Below are 13,626 nucleotides of genomic sequence, written 5' to 3'. Positions count from 1 at the left end.
GCCCGGCGAACCCGGTCCGGCGAACCCGGCCCGGCGAAACCGGCCCCGCCCACCGCCCCCACCCTCCACGGCTGGAGACCGCGACCGACGGCGGTCTCCACCCCGTCCCCGGGGGATTTCCCCACCCCCGACCGGCCCGCTGCCCGGATGGGACCAAGTCCCGTACCGCAGCAGACTCTTGGGCATGACGAAGCCCACCCGCACCATCACCGCCGCGGTCACCGCGGCCGCCGCCCTCGCCGTGACCGCGCTGAGCGCCCTGCCCGCCGGCGCGACCGGCACCGCACCGTCCGGAAGGGACGGCCTGGCCTGGGCCGCCTGTCCGGACGCCCCGGCCGACAGCCCCCAGCGCTGCGCCGAGGTCGCCGTCCCGCTGGACTACGCCGACCCGAACGGCCCCCGCATCACCCTCGCCGTCTCCCGGATCACCGCCGCCGATCCAGGCCTGCGCCGCGGCGTGCTGCTGGCCGTCCCCGGCGGACCGGGCGGCTCCAGCCTCGACCTCGTCCACGGCATGGCGGGGCACCTGCCGCAGTCCGTCCGGGACCGCTACGACGTGGTCGGCTTCGACCCGCGCGGCGTCGGCCGTTCCACCCCGGTCAGCTGCGGACTGGACACCGCCGACCTGTCGATGGTCAAGGTGCGTCCCTGGCCGGCCGCCGACGGCTCGATCGACGGGAACCTGGCCACCGCCCGCCGCGTCGCCGAGACCTGCGCGCGCAACGGCGGCCCGGTGCTGCGCAGCATCTCCACCGCCAACGAGGCCCGCGACATCGACAGTGTCCGCCGCGCCCTCGGCGAGCGCCGCCTCTCCCTGTGGGGCGTCTCGTACGGCACCTACGCGGGCGCGGTCTACGCCACCATGTTCCCCGAGCGCACCGACCGGATCGTGCTGGACAGCAACGACGACCCGGACCCGACCCGGGTCGGGCGCGGCTGGCTGGACAACTACGGCCGGGGCGTGGAGGACCGCTTCCCCGACTTCGCCGCCTGGGCGTCGGCCCCGGACAACCCGGACCGGGTCGCGGACACCCCCGAGGAGGTCCGCCCGCTCTTCCTCGACCTCGCCGCCCGCCTCGACCGGGCCCCGCTGCCCTGGGAGGGCGCCAACCCGGCGGAGCTGAACGGCAACGTGCTGCGCGAGACCCTGCTGGAGAGCATGTACGCGGACGCGAAGTTCCCGGTCCTCGCCCGGCTGATGCTGGCCGGTCTCGGCCGTGCTCCGCTGCCCGCCGCGCCCAAGCCGGGCGAGCGGGAGCTGCGGGCGGTGCAGAACACCCTCGCCGTCTCGGTCGGCACCCTCTGCAACGACGTCAAGTGGCCCACCGACCCGGCGAGCTACGCCAAGGCCGTCACCGCGGACCGCGCCGCCCGTCCGCTCACCGCCGGCCTGCCGGTGAACGTGATGCCCTGTGCCTTCTGGCCGTTCGCGCCCGCCGAGCCGCCGGTGCGGGTGACCGACCGCGGCCCGGCCAACGTGCTGCTCACGCAGAACCTGCGCGACCCCGCGACGCCGTACGCCGGTGCGCTCAAGCTGCGGGCGGCCTTCGGGGACCGGGCGCGGATGGTCGCGGTGGACTCGGGCGGCCACGACGTGTACCGGGCCAACGGGAACGCCTGCGGCGACCAGGTGGTGACGGACTACCTGGTCACCGGCCGCCGCCCGGCCCGGGACGTCTTCTGCCCGGCGGGCTGAGCGGGGGCGGGAGGTGGCGCGCGGGGGCAACGGGTCGTGGACGAACGGCCCTTGTTCCTGCGTGCACGCCCGTTCGGCCCTCGGGAATGAGTCGAATCCGTCGCGATTTTGTGACAATCCTTCACCGGCACCCGCCCCCCACGGCCTGTTGACGGCCGTAATGTTCGATCTATGTCACCGAAGAGCCGCATACCCGCCGCCTCGGACCCGGGCGACACCTGGGTGCCGCGCCCGAGGCGCCGCGAGACCCCGCTCGGCATCCTGGGCCACGCGGCCACCTTCCTCGGCGCCAGCGTGCTGGGCGGCATCCTGCTGGCGGGCCTGATCCTCCCGGCGGCCGGGGCGGTCGGACTCGGGGCGAAGAACGGCGCCGAGGGCTTCGAGAGCATCCCCGACGACTTCAAGACCCCGCCGCTGAGCCAGGCGACCCAGATCTTCGACGCCAACGGCGGCCTGATCGCCAAGGTGTACGAGCGCGACCGGACCGTCATACCCGCCGACCAGATGTCCCCGCTGATCCGTACGGCGCAGGTCGACATCGAGGACGCCCGGTTCTACGAGCACGGCGCCGTCGACCTCAAGGGCATCCTGCGCGCGATCACCAAGAACGCGGAGAGCGGAGCCGCCGTCCAGGGCGCCTCCACCCTGACCCAGCAGTACGTGAAGAACGTCAACGTCGAGAAGGCCGGGGACGACCCGGACGCGGTGCGCGAGGCGCAGCGCAAGACGCTCGGCCGCAAGATCCAGGAACTCCGGTACGCCATCAAGCTGGAGGAGGACCTGACCAAGGAGCAGATCCTCACCAACTACCTCAACATCACCTTCTACGGCCACCAGGCGTACGGCATCCAGGCCGCCTCCCAGCGCTACTTCGGCAAGGACGCCAAGGACCTCGTCCTGCCCGAGGCGGCGATGCTCGCCGGGCTGGTGCAGAACCCGTCCCAGTACGACCCGAAGCTGCACCCGGTGGCCGCCCAGAAGCGCCGCGACACCGTCATCGACAAGATGGTGGAGAACAAGCACATCACCGCGGAGCAGGCCAGGGAGGCGAAGGCCGCCCCGCTCGGCCTCAACTACAAGGACCCGCGCAACGGTTGCATCACCGCCCAGGCCGGGATGGGCTTCTTCTGCGACTACGTGCGCCACGTGGTCAAGCAGGACCCGGCGTTCGGCAAGAGCGCGGCGGAGCGCAAGAAGCTGTGGGACACCGGCGGCCTGAACATCTACACCACGATGGACCCGGACAAGCAGGCCGCCGCCCAGAACGCCGTCTCCACCAAGGTGTACGTCACCGACCCGGTCTCGGCCGCGATGACGATGGTCGAGCCCGGCAGCGGCAAGATCCTGGCGATGGCGCAGACCCGCCCGTACGGCCTGGCCAAGGAGAAGAACGAGACCGTCGTCAACTACAACGTGGACGCGGCGATGGGCGGCGGCATCGGCTTCCAGCCCGGCTCCAACTTCAAGCCGATCGTGGCCGCCGCCGCCCTGGAGGCCGGGCTGTCGTCCACCCAGCGGTACGACTCGCCCAACCGGATGGACTGGCCGACGATGCGGACCTGCGACGGCACCTGGAAGAACCTCAGCAAGGGGAAGAAGGAGGGCACCATCCCCAACGAGAGCACCTCCGAGGTCGGCCCGTACGAGCTCAAGCAGGCCATGGCGCTCTCCGTGAACACCTACTTCGTGCAGATGGAGCAGGAGATCGGCCTCTGCGCCGTCAAGCAGATGGCCAACAAGCTGGGCATGGAGGGCAAGGCCGACGGCTCGGCGCTGCAGGAGGTGCCGGCGCTCGGCCTCGGCACCCAGGAGGTCAGCCCGCTGACCATGGCCAACGTGTACGCGACCTTCGCCGCCCGGGGCACCTACTGCGCGCCGATGGCGATCAACCGGATCACCACGGTGGGCGGCGCCGACGTCCCGGTGCCCCAGGCCCGGTGCACCCCGGCGATGTCCGAGGACACCGCCGACGTGATCAACAGCGTGCTGCTCGGGGTGACCGAGAAGGGCGGCACCGCGCGGGACCTCGGCCTGGACGACCGCCGCCAGATCGCCGGCAAGACCGGGACGACGGACGAGAAGAAGTCGGCCTGGTTCACCGGCTACACGGGCAACCTGGCGGGCTCGGTCTGGCTGGGCAGCCCCGGTACCAAGGTGCCGATGCGCAACATCAGGATCGGGGGCAAGTACCAGGCCGAGGTCTTCGGCGCCACCGGCCCCGGCCCGATCTGGCAGCAGGCGATGAGCGACGCGGTGCGGAACATGCCGGAGAAGGACTTCACCACCGTCTACATCCCGGACCCGGTGCGGCGGGACACCAACTGCCCCACCCCCGGCGGCACGCCGGGCACGGCCAGCTGCACCGTCGCCCCCGCCACCGGCGGCCCGGGGAACACCGGCAGGCCGCGCGGGGGCACCCCGACCCCCGGCCGCACCGGGCCCTTCGCCCCGCCCGGCACCGCGGACCCCGAGGACCGGTGAGCCGCCCGGCCCCGCACGAGTACCCGTACTCGTGCGGGGCCGCGGCGCGCGGGCGGACGGGGGTTCCGCCGTGCGTCCGGGCGGCGGCAGGCCGTCAGGCCGTCGGGGCGGTGGCGCCGGGCTCGGTGGCGCCGGGTTCGGTGGGCCGGAGCGGCGAACCGTCCAGGAGCGCCCGGGCCGGGCGCACCGCGCCGACCGGTTCGCCGTGTCCGAGGACGGGGACGACGGCCAGTTCGGCGAGGGTGTCGTCGGTGTCCACCGGGACGCCGAGCCGTCGCAGCGCGGCGGCCAGCACCACGGGACGGGCCCGGGTGGAGCCGTCCGCGATCTTGAGCGCGACGGCGGAGCCGTCGGGGAGCGCCAGGGCGTAGACCCCTTCCGCGCCGTCCTTGGCGACCGAGCCGGGAAGCGCGCGCATCAGGCGGGTCACGTCCCGACCGGTCCCGCCGACGTATTCGGCGTGCTGGTTCATCGCCCGGGCGACCCGCCGCTCCGGGGACCCGGCGGGGCCCGTCGCCAGCGCGGCGAAGGCCCGGGCCAGGCCGCGGTAGCCGATGGCGAACAGGGGGGCTCCGCAGCCGTCCACGCCGGTCGCGGCGACCTTCTCGCCGGCCAGGTCCTCGACGGTGTCGAGCAGGGCCCGCTGCAGGGGATGGCCGGGGTCGAGGTAGGTGGCCGTGTCCCAGCCGTTGGCGACGCAGGTGGCGAGCATCGCGGCGTGCTTGCCCGAGCAGTTCATCGTCAGCGGAGTGGGGCCGCCGCCGGCCGCCAGGTGGTCCCGCAGGGCGGCTTCCCCGATGGGCAGCGCGGCCGTGCACCGCAGAGCGCCGGTGTCGAGGCCGGCGCCCCCGAGGATCTCGCGGACGCCGTCGAGGTGGAAGGCCTCGCCGGAGTGGCTGGCGCAGGCCAGGGCCAGCAGTTCGCCGTCCAGGTCGAGTCCGGCACGCAGCATGCCGAGGGCCTGGAGCGGCTTGTTGGACGACCGGGGGTACATCGGGCGGTCGGTCTCGCCGACGCTCAGCACCGTCCGCCCGTCAGGACCGAGCGCGAGGACCGTCCCGTGGTGCACCGACTCCAGGAAGTCACCTCGCCACACCTCCGCCACCATCGCGTGCACAGCGCATTCCCCTCTCCTCGGCCCCACGGCCGAAAGGACGACTCGAAGTGTCAACAGTTATCACTTTAACGTGGTCCGCGCCGATGCCCCCGCCGGGTGCTGACATACTCGGACGCGGCCCTGTGCCACCGTCGGCCGCCGACGCCACGGCGCTCCGGCCCATCACCCCGGGCACACCCCCCGACCTGGCCGGACGACAGCGGCGGCCAGTCCCGAACGGACGGACACCACCCATGCCAGAGACCCTCCGGCGCGGCCTGGCGGGCCAGCTCGTGGGCACGCTCCGCGAGCGCGTCCTCACCGGCGAGATCCCGTCCGGAACGCGGATCAACGAGGTGGAGGTCGCCCGCGAGCTGGGCATCAGCAGGGGACCGCTGCGCGAGGCCATCCGGCAGCTCGTCAGCGAGGGCCTGCTCGTGCACGTGCCCAACAAGGGCGCCGTCGTCTTCGAGGCCGGCCCGCGGGAGGTCGAGGCGCTGTTCGAGCTGCGGTCCGCGCTGGAGACCGCCGCCGCGCGCCTGGCCGCCGAGCGGCGCGACCGCAAGGACGTCACGGCCCTGCGCCGGGCGTGCGAACAGTCGAGGAAGCTGATGACCGGGGGCCGCCGGTTCGTCCACCGCAGCAGTCTCGACTTCCACCAGGCGCTGCTCGACGCGGCCCGCAGCCCCCGGATCGCCGAACAGGTGGAGCGCGTGCACCAGCAGATCGCGGTGCTCCGCAGCCGGCACAACGTGCCGGCCTCGCACACCGAGGCCTCGATAACCGACCACGAGCACCTCGCGGAGGCCGTCGCCGAGGGCCGGGCCGACCGCGCCGCCGAGATGATGGCCCGCCACCTCGACCGGGTCCGGGAGCAGATGATCGCGCACATGACGGAGCAGTGACGCCCAGCTGACCAGCTGCCCGCGGGCGACGGGCGACGGGCGACGGGCGACGGCCTCGGGCCGGTCGGGCTACCGCGCCGCGACCGGCTCCCCGCTGTCCTGGTCGAGGTTGAACACCCGCCGGTAGGAGTCGGTCACCACGGTGATCTGCTCCCGCCCGGTCCAGCTCGCCTCCACCAGCCGGGCGTCGCCCTGGTCCCTGCCGACGTCCGCCAGTGACCAGCGCCGGGCCGACCAGCCCTCACCGCTCTCCAGCAGCACCTGCCAGTGCTCGCCCGACTCCGGCCCGGTGGCGTACGAGCGGTGCACCACCACCAGGGCGCGCTCGGCCCCGGCCGGGGCGTCCTCCCGGCTGCGGGTCTCGGCCGCCGACACCTTGTGCGCGGCCACCACGCCGAGCAGGAACACCACCCCGGCGGTCACCGTGACGGCCCGGGTGGCCGTCCGCACCGCGGCCCGCAGATCGCCGAGCCAGGCGGCCGCGATCAGCGCCGCCAGCGCGCCGCCGAGCAGCAGCTCCGGCCGGTTGAACAGGTCGGCCACCAGCATCCGCCCGCCCGACCGGCTCTCCCACTGCCCCTCGGTGTAGAGCAGCACGGCGGCCAGCCCGCCGGCCGCCAGCAACCGGACCAGGACGCGCCTGGACCGGGACGTGCGTCGGTTCGTCGTCCTCCGGTTCATCGACCCTCCGCCCCCGTTCCCCGTTCCCCCGTGGTCGCGGTCACAGCTCGGCGAGCAGCTTCCGGCCCTCCGGCCAGTCGCCCAGTCCGGAGTCGGAGTTGAGGTGCCCGTACGCGCCCGGCTCGACGTACCGGGCGCCCCAGGCGGCGGCGAACGCGCGGGCCCGCTCGGGGGAGACCCACGGGTCGTCGGTCGAGGAGACCACCACGGCCGGGAACGGCAAGGGCTCCAGCGCCACCGGGCGGAAGCCCACCAGCTCCGGGACCTCGGCGGTGTCGACGTCCGCCGGGGCCACCAGCAGCGCGCCCCGGACGGCGGCGGTCCGCCCGGCGGCGGCGGTGGCCGCCCAGTGGGCCGCCGTGACGCAGCCCAGGCTGTGGGCGACCAGTACCACCGGGCCCCGGGCGGCGGCCGCGGCCACCGCCGCGTCCACCCGGGCCACCCAGTCCGTCCGGTCCGGGTGGTCCCAGTCCGCCTGTTCGACCCGGCGGAAGGAGTCCGGCTCGGCCGCCTCCCAGCGGGTCTGCCAGTGCTCGGGGCCGGAGTTCTGGTAGCCGGGGAGGACGAGGTAGGTGGTGCGGTCGGGCATGGGCTTCTCCGGGAGGGGGACGGTCGCGGGCAGCAGGAGTCTAGGACCCGGGCCGCCGGCCTCCGCAGCCGGGCGTCCCACCGGCGCGCACTCCCCGCAACCGGCGCGCGCACGTCCGTATGCGCCGTTGCGCGCCCGGTGCGCCCCGTTGCCAACGGTGACCCCGGTACGGGAGGTTGGACCGGGCCCGGGCCGGCTGCCACCGCCCGGCGCCCGTACCCGACCTGAGGCTCGACCACGTGGAGGGATGTCGGCGATGACATCGAAGATCCTGCTCGTCACCGGGGACGCCGCCGAGTCACTGGAGGTTTTCTACCCGTACCAGCGGCTGCGCGAGGAGGGCTACCAGGTCGACATCGCGGCCCCGACGAAGAAGCGCCTCCAGTTCGTGGTGCACGACTTCGTCGAGGGGTTCGACACCTACACCGAGAAGCCCGGCTACACCTGGCCCGCCGACGTGGCCCTCGCCGACGTCGACCCGGCCGACTACGTGGCCCTGGTCATCCCCGGCGGCCGCGCCCCCGAGTACCTGCGCAACGACCCGGACGTGCAGCGGATCGCGCAGCACTTCTTCGCCGAGGACAAGCCCGTCGCCCAGATCTGCCACGGCCCGCTGATCACCGCCGCCGCCGGCGTGCTGAACGGCCGCCGCACCTCGGCCTACCCGGCGCTGGCCCCGGACATCAAGGCGGCGGGCGCCGAGTTCGTGGACGGCGAGGCCGTGGTGGACGGCACGGTCGTCTCGGCCCGCGCCTGGCCCGACCACCCGGGCTGGCTGCGCGCCTTCGTCGAGGTCCTGCGCACCAAGGCGCCGCTCGCCTGACGCGCGCCCCGGAGCCGTTCCCGCCGGCGTTCCCGGAGTCGCACCCCGAGCCGTACCCGGAGCCGTACCCCGAGCCGTCTCGGGGTACGGCTCCGGGGCCGTTCCGGGTTCGCTCCGGGTCGGACCCCGCCCCCAGGCCGAGGACCGGTGGCGGAAGCCGTGACAGAGTGTCAGAAGTCGGGGCCCGCGCTCCGGTTGACGACTCTGCCACGACCCAGACCAGGGAGGCCGGCATGATCGCCGCCCCGACCGTTCCGTCCACCGCCCGGACCGCGCCGACCACCGGGCGCCGCCGGCCGATCCTCCGCACCGCCGTCGCGGCCGCCGTCGGCGCGGGCCTGCTGGTCGCGCTCGCCCCCGCCGCCGTCGCCCGGCCCGCCGCCGGTCCGGCCGCCGCCGGGTGCGGAGGCCCGCACGGCTCCGCCGCCGTCCGCGCCGGCGCCGTCGCGACCCCCGAGGGCCGCGCCGACTGGGAGGCCGCCGACGCCGCCCTCGCCGGGATGACCGACCCCGGCTACGCGACCTCCGCCCTCGCCGCCGTCCGCCAGGACGGCCGGGTGGTCTGGCGCAACGCCACCGGCGTCGCCGAACTCGCCACCGGCGCGCCCGCCGACCCCCGGGGCTCCTTCCGGATCGGCAGCGCCACCAAGCCCTTCGTCGCCACCACGCTGCTCCAACTGGTCGGCGAGCACCGGCTGGACCTCGACGACCGCCTGGAGTGCCTGCTGCCGGGCGTCGTCCCCAACAGCACCGCGATCACCGTCCGGCAACTGCTCAACCACACCAGCGGCGTCGCCGACTACACCCAGGACCAGGCCTTCGACTTCCGGCGGCCGCAGTGGCTCGACGGCGGCCGCTTCCGGCACTACGGCCTCCAGGACCTGGTGGACATCGCCAACCGGTACCCGTCCGCCTTCCCGCCCGGCCAGGACTGGCAGTACTCCAACACCAACTACATCCTGATCGGGATGATCATCGAGAAGCTCACCGGCCACAGCTGGAACGAGGAGGTGACCCGCCGGATCATCCGCCCGCTCGGCCTCACCGGCACCCGGATGCCCGGCGACTCGCCCCTCCTCCCCGGCCGGTACGCCCACGGCTACTACAAGGCCGACACCGGCCCGGTGGACGTCACCCTGTTCAACCCCTCGATGGCCGGCCCCTCCGGCGCCGGCGTCTCCACCACGGCCGACCTGACCGCCTTCCTCGACGCCCTGCTCGGCGGCCGCTTGCTGCGCCCGGCCGAACTCGCCGCCATGCAGCAGACCACCGCCAACGGAGAGGGCCGCAGCTACGGCCTCGGCCTGCAGCGCCTGGACACCCCCTGCGGCTCCTTCTGGGGCCACGCCGGCGGCATCCCCGGCTACAGCACGATGATGCTCGGCTCGGCGGACGGCAGGCGCGAGTTCGCCGCGAACGCCACCGTCTACGACGCCCCGGACGACGCCGCCAACGCCGCCTGGAACAAGGTGATCGAGACCGCGCTGTGCGGAGCCCGGCCGGCGGCCGCCGGAACCGACCTCGCCCGCACGGCGCCCTGACCGACCCCCTACGCTGACCGGCGGGCGAACGGCCCACCGTCACCAGGAGGACGAGACATGGCAGAGCCGCTGATCGCCGCCGTCGGGGGCAGGGTGCCCGCCGTCGACCCGGGCGCCTTCGTGGCGCCGAACGCCGTCGTGGTCGGGGACGTGACCGTCGCCGCCGGCGCCGGTGTCTGGTACGGCGCGGTGCTGCGCGGCGACGCCGAGTCGATCAGCGTCGGCGCGGGCAGCAACATCCAGGACAACTGCACCCTGCACGCCGACCCCGGCTTCCCGCTGGTGGTCGGCGAGCGGATCTCGGTCGGCCACAACGCCGTGCTGCACGGCTGCACCGTCGAGGACGACGTGCTGGTGGGCATGAACGCCACCGTGCTCAACGGCGCCCGGATCGGCACCGGCTCGCTGGTCGCGGCCGGCGCGGTGGTGCCGCAGGGCATGGTCGTCCCGCCCGGCTCGCTGGTCGCCGGCGTCCCGGCCAGGGTCCGCCGGGAGCTGACCGAGGACGAGAAGGCGGGCATCAGGGCCAACGGCGCCGGCTACCAGCTGCTCGCCGAGGCCCACCGGGAGATATGAGGCCCACCGGGAGACACCGGGCCCGCGCTAGGCGGTGGTCATCGCGGCCGCCGCCGGTTCCGTCGCCACGGGGGCGGGCCGGCGGCGGTCGACCACCCAGGCGAGCACCGCGATCAGCGTCCCCGCGGCGGCCAGGACCGCGCCGACCAGCGTCGGCGCGGTCCAGCCGAGCCCGGCGTCCAGCGCCAGCCCGCCGAAGTACGCGCCCTGGGCGTTGGCCAGGTTGAAGGCGCCCTGGACCGTCGCCGAGGCGAGGGTCGGCGCGCTGCGCGCCTTCCGGAGCACCAGGGTCTGCACGGCCGGCACGATCGCGAAGCCGAACAGCCCGATCAGCACCACCGTGACGGCCGCCGACCAGCGGGCGTGCGCGGTCACCGCGAACAGCGCCAGGGTGGCGGAGAGCAGCACGAAGGCCGCGCACACGGTGGGCCGCAGCGCCCGGTCGGCGGCGAACCCGCCCAGCACGTTGCCGATCGTCATGCCGACGCCGAACAGCGCGAGCACCAGGGTCACCGAGCCGGTGGCGTACCCGGAGACGTTGGTGAGCAGCGGGGCGATGTAGCTGTAGCAGGCGAAGAAGCCGCCGCAGCCGAACACCACGGTGGCCAGCGCCAGCCAGAGCTGCCCGCTGCGGAAGGCCCGCAGCTCGTTCCGGAGCCCGGACTGGCCGGAGGAGGGCAGCGCGGGCACCAGCCGGGCGATGGCGAGCGTCCCGGCGGCCGCGATCAGCACGACCACCAGCATGGTCGCCCGCCAGCCCAGGTGCTGGCCGAGCAGGGTCGCGGCCGGGACGCCGACGATGTTGGCGACGGTCAGGCCGGAGAACATCACGGCCACCGCCCGGGCCCGGCGGTCCGGTGCGACCAGCTCCGCCGCCGCCACCGCGCCCGCCCCGAAGAAGGCGCCGTGCGGCAGTCCGGTGATCAGCCGGGCGGCGGCCAGGGTCCAGAAGTCCGGCGCCACCGCGCACAGCAGGTTGCCGGTCGCGAACAGTCCGGCCAGCGCCACCAGCACCGCCTTGCGGGGCCGCCCGGCGGCCAGCGCGGTCAGCAGCGGCGCACCGACCACCACCCCCAGGGCGTACGCCGAGATCAGCCAGCCCGCCTGCGGGATGGAGACGTGGAGGCTGTCGGCGACCTGGGGGAGCAGCCCCATGGCGGCGAACTCGGTGGTTCCGATGGCGAACGCGGTGACGGCCAGCGCGAGCAGCGCGAGAGGCAAGGGGGTGACTCCGGAGTGATGCCGACGGACCGGGGAAGCGCGCGGCGGGACGAAGGTGGCACGGTGATGGGACGAATTCGTTCGTCCGGCATCCTAATCCGGCCGGATGACGGCGCTGTGAGGTGCGTGTGACGAAAGGGGGTCGCCGACACGGCTCCCGCGCGCGAGACTGGGAGCATGTGCCGCAACATCAAGACGCTGCGACCCCCCGTCACGCCCGACGCCGACGAGGAGGACTTCCACGCCGCCGCGCTCCAGTACGTCCGCAAGGTGTCCGGGTTCCGCGCCCCCGCGGCGCACAACCGGGAGGCCTTCGACCGGGCGGTGGAGGCGGTCGCGGAGGCCACCGCCCGGCTGCTCGCGGAATTGGAGGTCCGCGGCCCGCACACGCGGGCCGCCGTGCCGGCCGAGGCCGCCGGGTAGGCAGGAGCAGGTGTGATGAAACCCGCCGAGCGCTACGCCCTCACCTTCCCCGGGACCCCGGGCACCCAGGCCCCGCAGGACGTCGTGGTGGTCACCCGCACCGACGCGAGCGGGCCGGGCGGCCACCCGGTGTACGAGGACGAGAGCGGCATCGTCCGGGCCGAGATCAGCGGCACCGGCGAGGTCCGGATGCTCGCCAGCGGCGGCCACCAGAGTCCCCACGTGCCGGTGCACGCCCACCCGCTGACCTGACCGGCGCCGCCCGGCCGCCGCCGGACCGCCGGACCGCCCGGAACCGGGAAGGGGTGAGGCCGCCCGTGGTCGGGAACAATCGCCGTATGACCACAGCGAGTTGGCAGGGCGTCGTCATCGCCGAGAGCGACGACACCGTCGTCGTCGAGGGCAACCACTACTTCCCGGCCGAGGCGGTGCGCACCGAGTACCTGCGCCCCTCGGACACCACCACGGTCTGCGGCTGGAAGGGCACCGCCGGCTACCACACCCTGGAGGTGGACGGGCGGACCAACCCGGACGCCGCCTGGTTCTACGCCGACCCCGAGCCCGGGGCCGAGCACGTGCGCGGCCGGATCGCCTTCTGGCACGGGGTGGAGGTCGCCGAGTAGGCGGCCCAGGGCCGTGCCGTGCCGTCGTCGCGAAAGGGGTACCGGGTTCCCATGGCAGTCTTCCGCAGGCCGGGCCGCTCCCGGCCGGCCCCCGAGCCCGATCTGAGCGAGCAGCTCGCCGAACTGGTCGAGGAGTCCGAGCAGCCCGTCGGCCCGGTCGCCGAGTACGCCGCGAAGCAGCGCGGCCGCGGCCGGGCCGTGGTGCTGCACACTGCCCGGCTGCTCGGCCACGGCGGGCGGGCCGCCGCCAGGGGAACGGCCAAGGGCGCCGCGTACGGCGGCCGGGCCCTGACCGAACAGCTGGTGCGGACCGCGCCCCGGATCCCGGTGCGCGACCTCGCCACCCTGCGGGCGCAGCACCCGGACGCGGCCTTCCCGGAGCAGCTGGCCGACCTGCTGGTCACCGGCGCCGTCCGGGCCTCCAGCGCGCTCGGCGCGGGCGTCGGCGCGGCGGCGATGCTGCCGGTGCCGCCCGCGATGCCGCTGGAGATCGCCGCCGAGACGCTCGCGGTGGCGGCCGTGGAGATCAAGCTGATCGCCGAGCTGCACGAGGTCTACGGCACTCCGGCGCAGGGCGGCGCCACCCAGCGGACCGGCGCCTACCTCGGCGCCTGGGCCAACCGCCGGGGGATCGACGCGAACCTGCTGGTGCGGCCCGCCGGCTTCGCCGCGCTGGCGATCAGCTCGGAGGTCCGCCAGCAGGTCCGCCGGCGGCTGACCCGCAGCTCGCTGCGCCACCTGCCGGCGGTGATACCGCTGCTGGTCGGCGCCGGCATCGGCGCGACCATGAACCGCCGCGACACCCGCCGGCTGGCCGGCGAGGTGCGGGCGGACCTGCGCGGGCGCCGCCCGGCGGACGGCGGCTACTGGGCCGAGGCCGCGCCGGTGCCGAAGGGCGGGGCGGTGGAGGCCGACGGGAAGGCTCCGTAGCGGCGAGGAGCAGGACGGCGCGCCCGGGACCGGTCCCGGGC

General features: G+C 74.7%; 14 protein-coding genes. 10 read left to right on the top strand and 4 right to left on the bottom strand.

Going from position 1 to position 13,626, the window contains the following annotated elements:
- The first annotated feature begins 184 nt into the window (after positions 1–184).
- Positions 185–1,696: an alpha/beta hydrolase gene (locus ACFVHV_RS28175; protein ID WP_380354526.1), complete on the top strand. Its 1,512-nt coding sequence runs from the start codon at positions 185–187 to the stop codon at positions 1,694–1,696.
- A gap of 171 nt (positions 1,697–1,867) precedes the next feature.
- Entirely contained in the window at positions 1,868–4,177 is a 2,310-nt protein-coding gene (locus ACFVHV_RS28170; protein WP_380354523.1) for a transglycosylase domain-containing protein, read from the top strand.
- A 94-nt stretch (positions 4,178–4,271) separates the two neighbouring features.
- Here the strand turns inward: ACFVHV_RS28170 and ACFVHV_RS28165 are convergent, their stop codons facing one another.
- Positions 4,272–5,285 (bottom strand): asparaginase, encoded by a 1,014-nt coding sequence (locus ACFVHV_RS28165; RefSeq protein WP_380354575.1) that lies wholly within the window; start codon positions 5,283–5,285, stop codon positions 4,272–4,274.
- A gap of 242 nt (positions 5,286–5,527) precedes the next feature.
- Here ACFVHV_RS28165 and ACFVHV_RS28160 point away from each other — a divergent pair, with 242 nt between their 5' ends.
- Positions 5,528–6,178, top strand: coding sequence for a GntR family transcriptional regulator (locus tag ACFVHV_RS28160; protein ID WP_380354521.1), 651 nt, complete (start codon positions 5,528–5,530; stop codon positions 6,176–6,178).
- A 69-nt stretch (positions 6,179–6,247) separates the two neighbouring features.
- Here the strand turns inward: ACFVHV_RS28160 and ACFVHV_RS28155 are convergent, their stop codons facing one another.
- Together ACFVHV_RS28155 and ACFVHV_RS28150 are read right to left on the bottom strand one after the other, a co-directional pair.
- Positions 6,248–6,859: a hypothetical protein gene (locus ACFVHV_RS28155; RefSeq protein ID WP_359912498.1), complete on the bottom strand. Its 612-nt coding sequence runs from the start codon at positions 6,857–6,859 to the stop codon at positions 6,248–6,250.
- 40 nt (positions 6,860–6,899) lie between these two features.
- Positions 6,900–7,448: an alpha/beta fold hydrolase gene (locus ACFVHV_RS28150; RefSeq protein ID WP_359912501.1), complete on the bottom strand. Its 549-nt coding sequence runs from the start codon at positions 7,446–7,448 to the stop codon at positions 6,900–6,902.
- A 256-nt stretch (positions 7,449–7,704) separates the two neighbouring features.
- On the opposite strand from ACFVHV_RS28150, the gene ACFVHV_RS28145 reads away from it, so the two are divergent.
- The 3 genes from ACFVHV_RS28145 to ACFVHV_RS28135 all read left to right on the top strand — a co-directional run bounded on the left by ACFVHV_RS28145 (position 7,705) and on the right by ACFVHV_RS28135 (position 10,388).
- Positions 7,705–8,271, top strand: coding sequence for a DJ-1/PfpI family protein (locus ACFVHV_RS28145; protein ID WP_359912504.1), 567 nt, complete (start codon positions 7,705–7,707; stop codon positions 8,269–8,271).
- 233 nt (positions 8,272–8,504) lie between these two features.
- On the top strand, positions 8,505–9,812 hold the full coding sequence (locus ACFVHV_RS28140) for a serine hydrolase domain-containing protein (RefSeq protein WP_380354516.1): 1,308 nt from the start codon (positions 8,505–8,507) through the stop codon (positions 9,810–9,812).
- Between the two features lie 57 nt (positions 9,813–9,869).
- A complete protein-coding gene (locus ACFVHV_RS28135; protein WP_359912510.1) occupies positions 9,870–10,388 on the top strand; it encodes a gamma carbonic anhydrase family protein in 519 nt (172 codons plus the stop codon).
- 27 nt (positions 10,389–10,415) lie between these two features.
- On the opposite strand, the gene ACFVHV_RS28130 is transcribed toward ACFVHV_RS28135, so the two are convergent.
- On the bottom strand, positions 10,416–11,609 hold the full coding sequence (locus tag ACFVHV_RS28130; RefSeq protein WP_359912513.1) for an MFS transporter: 1,194 nt from the start codon (positions 11,607–11,609) through the stop codon (positions 10,416–10,418).
- Positions 11,610–11,786: 177 nt separating this feature from the next.
- On the opposite strand from ACFVHV_RS28130, the gene ACFVHV_RS28125 reads away from it, so the two are divergent.
- The 4 genes from ACFVHV_RS28125 to ACFVHV_RS28110 all read left to right on the top strand — a co-directional run bounded on the left by ACFVHV_RS28125 (position 11,787) and on the right by ACFVHV_RS28110 (position 13,585).
- Entirely contained in the window at positions 11,787–12,032 is a 246-nt protein-coding gene (locus ACFVHV_RS28125) for a DUF2277 domain-containing protein (protein WP_359912516.1), read from the top strand.
- Positions 12,033–12,047: 15 nt separating this feature from the next.
- Complete coding sequence (locus ACFVHV_RS28120; RefSeq protein WP_359912519.1) at positions 12,048–12,284, top strand: DUF6296 family protein; 237 nt, start codon at positions 12,048–12,050, stop codon at positions 12,282–12,284.
- Between the two features lie 86 nt (positions 12,285–12,370).
- Positions 12,371–12,655: a DUF427 domain-containing protein gene (locus tag ACFVHV_RS28115; RefSeq protein ID WP_359912522.1), complete on the top strand. Its 285-nt coding sequence runs from the start codon at positions 12,371–12,373 to the stop codon at positions 12,653–12,655.
- 51 nt (positions 12,656–12,706) lie between these two features.
- Complete coding sequence (locus tag ACFVHV_RS28110; protein ID WP_380354511.1) at positions 12,707–13,585, top strand: hypothetical protein; 879 nt, start codon at positions 12,707–12,709, stop codon at positions 13,583–13,585.
- The last annotated feature ends 41 nt before the right edge of the window (positions 13,586–13,626 follow it).

The organism is Kitasatospora sp. NPDC127116, assembly GCF_042677365.1.
GTDB lineage: Bacteria > Actinomycetota > Actinomycetes > Streptomycetales > Streptomycetaceae > Kitasatospora > Kitasatospora lactacystinica.
Note: the sequence above shows the minus strand (reverse complement) of the source record. Positions and strands in the feature narration are given on the sequence as shown.

What these genes read in the sequence shown, in the direction of transcription:
- ACFVHV_RS28175 (WP_380354526.1), top strand. Translation starts at nt 185, where the DNA reads ATGACGAAGCCCACCCGCACCATCACCGCCGCGGTCACCGCGGCCGCC.
- ACFVHV_RS28170 (WP_380354523.1), top strand. Translation starts at nt 1,868, where the DNA reads ATGTCACCGAAGAGCCGCATACCCGCCGCCTCGGACCCGGGCGACACC.
- ACFVHV_RS28165 (WP_380354575.1), bottom strand. Translation starts at nt 5,285, where the DNA reads ATGGTGGCGGAGGTGTGGCGAGGTGACTTCCTGGAGTCGGTGCACCAC.
- ACFVHV_RS28160 (WP_380354521.1), top strand. Translation starts at nt 5,528, where the DNA reads ATGCCAGAGACCCTCCGGCGCGGCCTGGCGGGCCAGCTCGTGGGCACG.
- ACFVHV_RS28155 (WP_359912498.1), bottom strand. Translation starts at nt 6,859, where the DNA reads ATGAACCGGAGGACGACGAACCGACGCACGTCCCGGTCCAGGCGCGTC.
- ACFVHV_RS28150 (WP_359912501.1), bottom strand. Translation starts at nt 7,448, where the DNA reads ATGCCCGACCGCACCACCTACCTCGTCCTCCCCGGCTACCAGAACTCC.
- ACFVHV_RS28145 (WP_359912504.1), top strand. Translation starts at nt 7,705, where the DNA reads ATGACATCGAAGATCCTGCTCGTCACCGGGGACGCCGCCGAGTCACTG.
- ACFVHV_RS28140 (WP_380354516.1), top strand. Translation starts at nt 8,505, where the DNA reads ATGATCGCCGCCCCGACCGTTCCGTCCACCGCCCGGACCGCGCCGACC.
- ACFVHV_RS28135 (WP_359912510.1), top strand. Translation starts at nt 9,870, where the DNA reads ATGGCAGAGCCGCTGATCGCCGCCGTCGGGGGCAGGGTGCCCGCCGTC.
- ACFVHV_RS28125 (WP_359912516.1), top strand. Translation starts at nt 11,787, where the DNA reads ATGTGCCGCAACATCAAGACGCTGCGACCCCCCGTCACGCCCGACGCC.
- ACFVHV_RS28120 (WP_359912519.1), top strand. Translation starts at nt 12,048, where the DNA reads ATGAAACCCGCCGAGCGCTACGCCCTCACCTTCCCCGGGACCCCGGGC.
- ACFVHV_RS28115 (WP_359912522.1), top strand. Translation starts at nt 12,371, where the DNA reads ATGACCACAGCGAGTTGGCAGGGCGTCGTCATCGCCGAGAGCGACGAC.
- ACFVHV_RS28110 (WP_380354511.1), top strand. Translation starts at nt 12,707, where the DNA reads ATGGCAGTCTTCCGCAGGCCGGGCCGCTCCCGGCCGGCCCCCGAGCCC.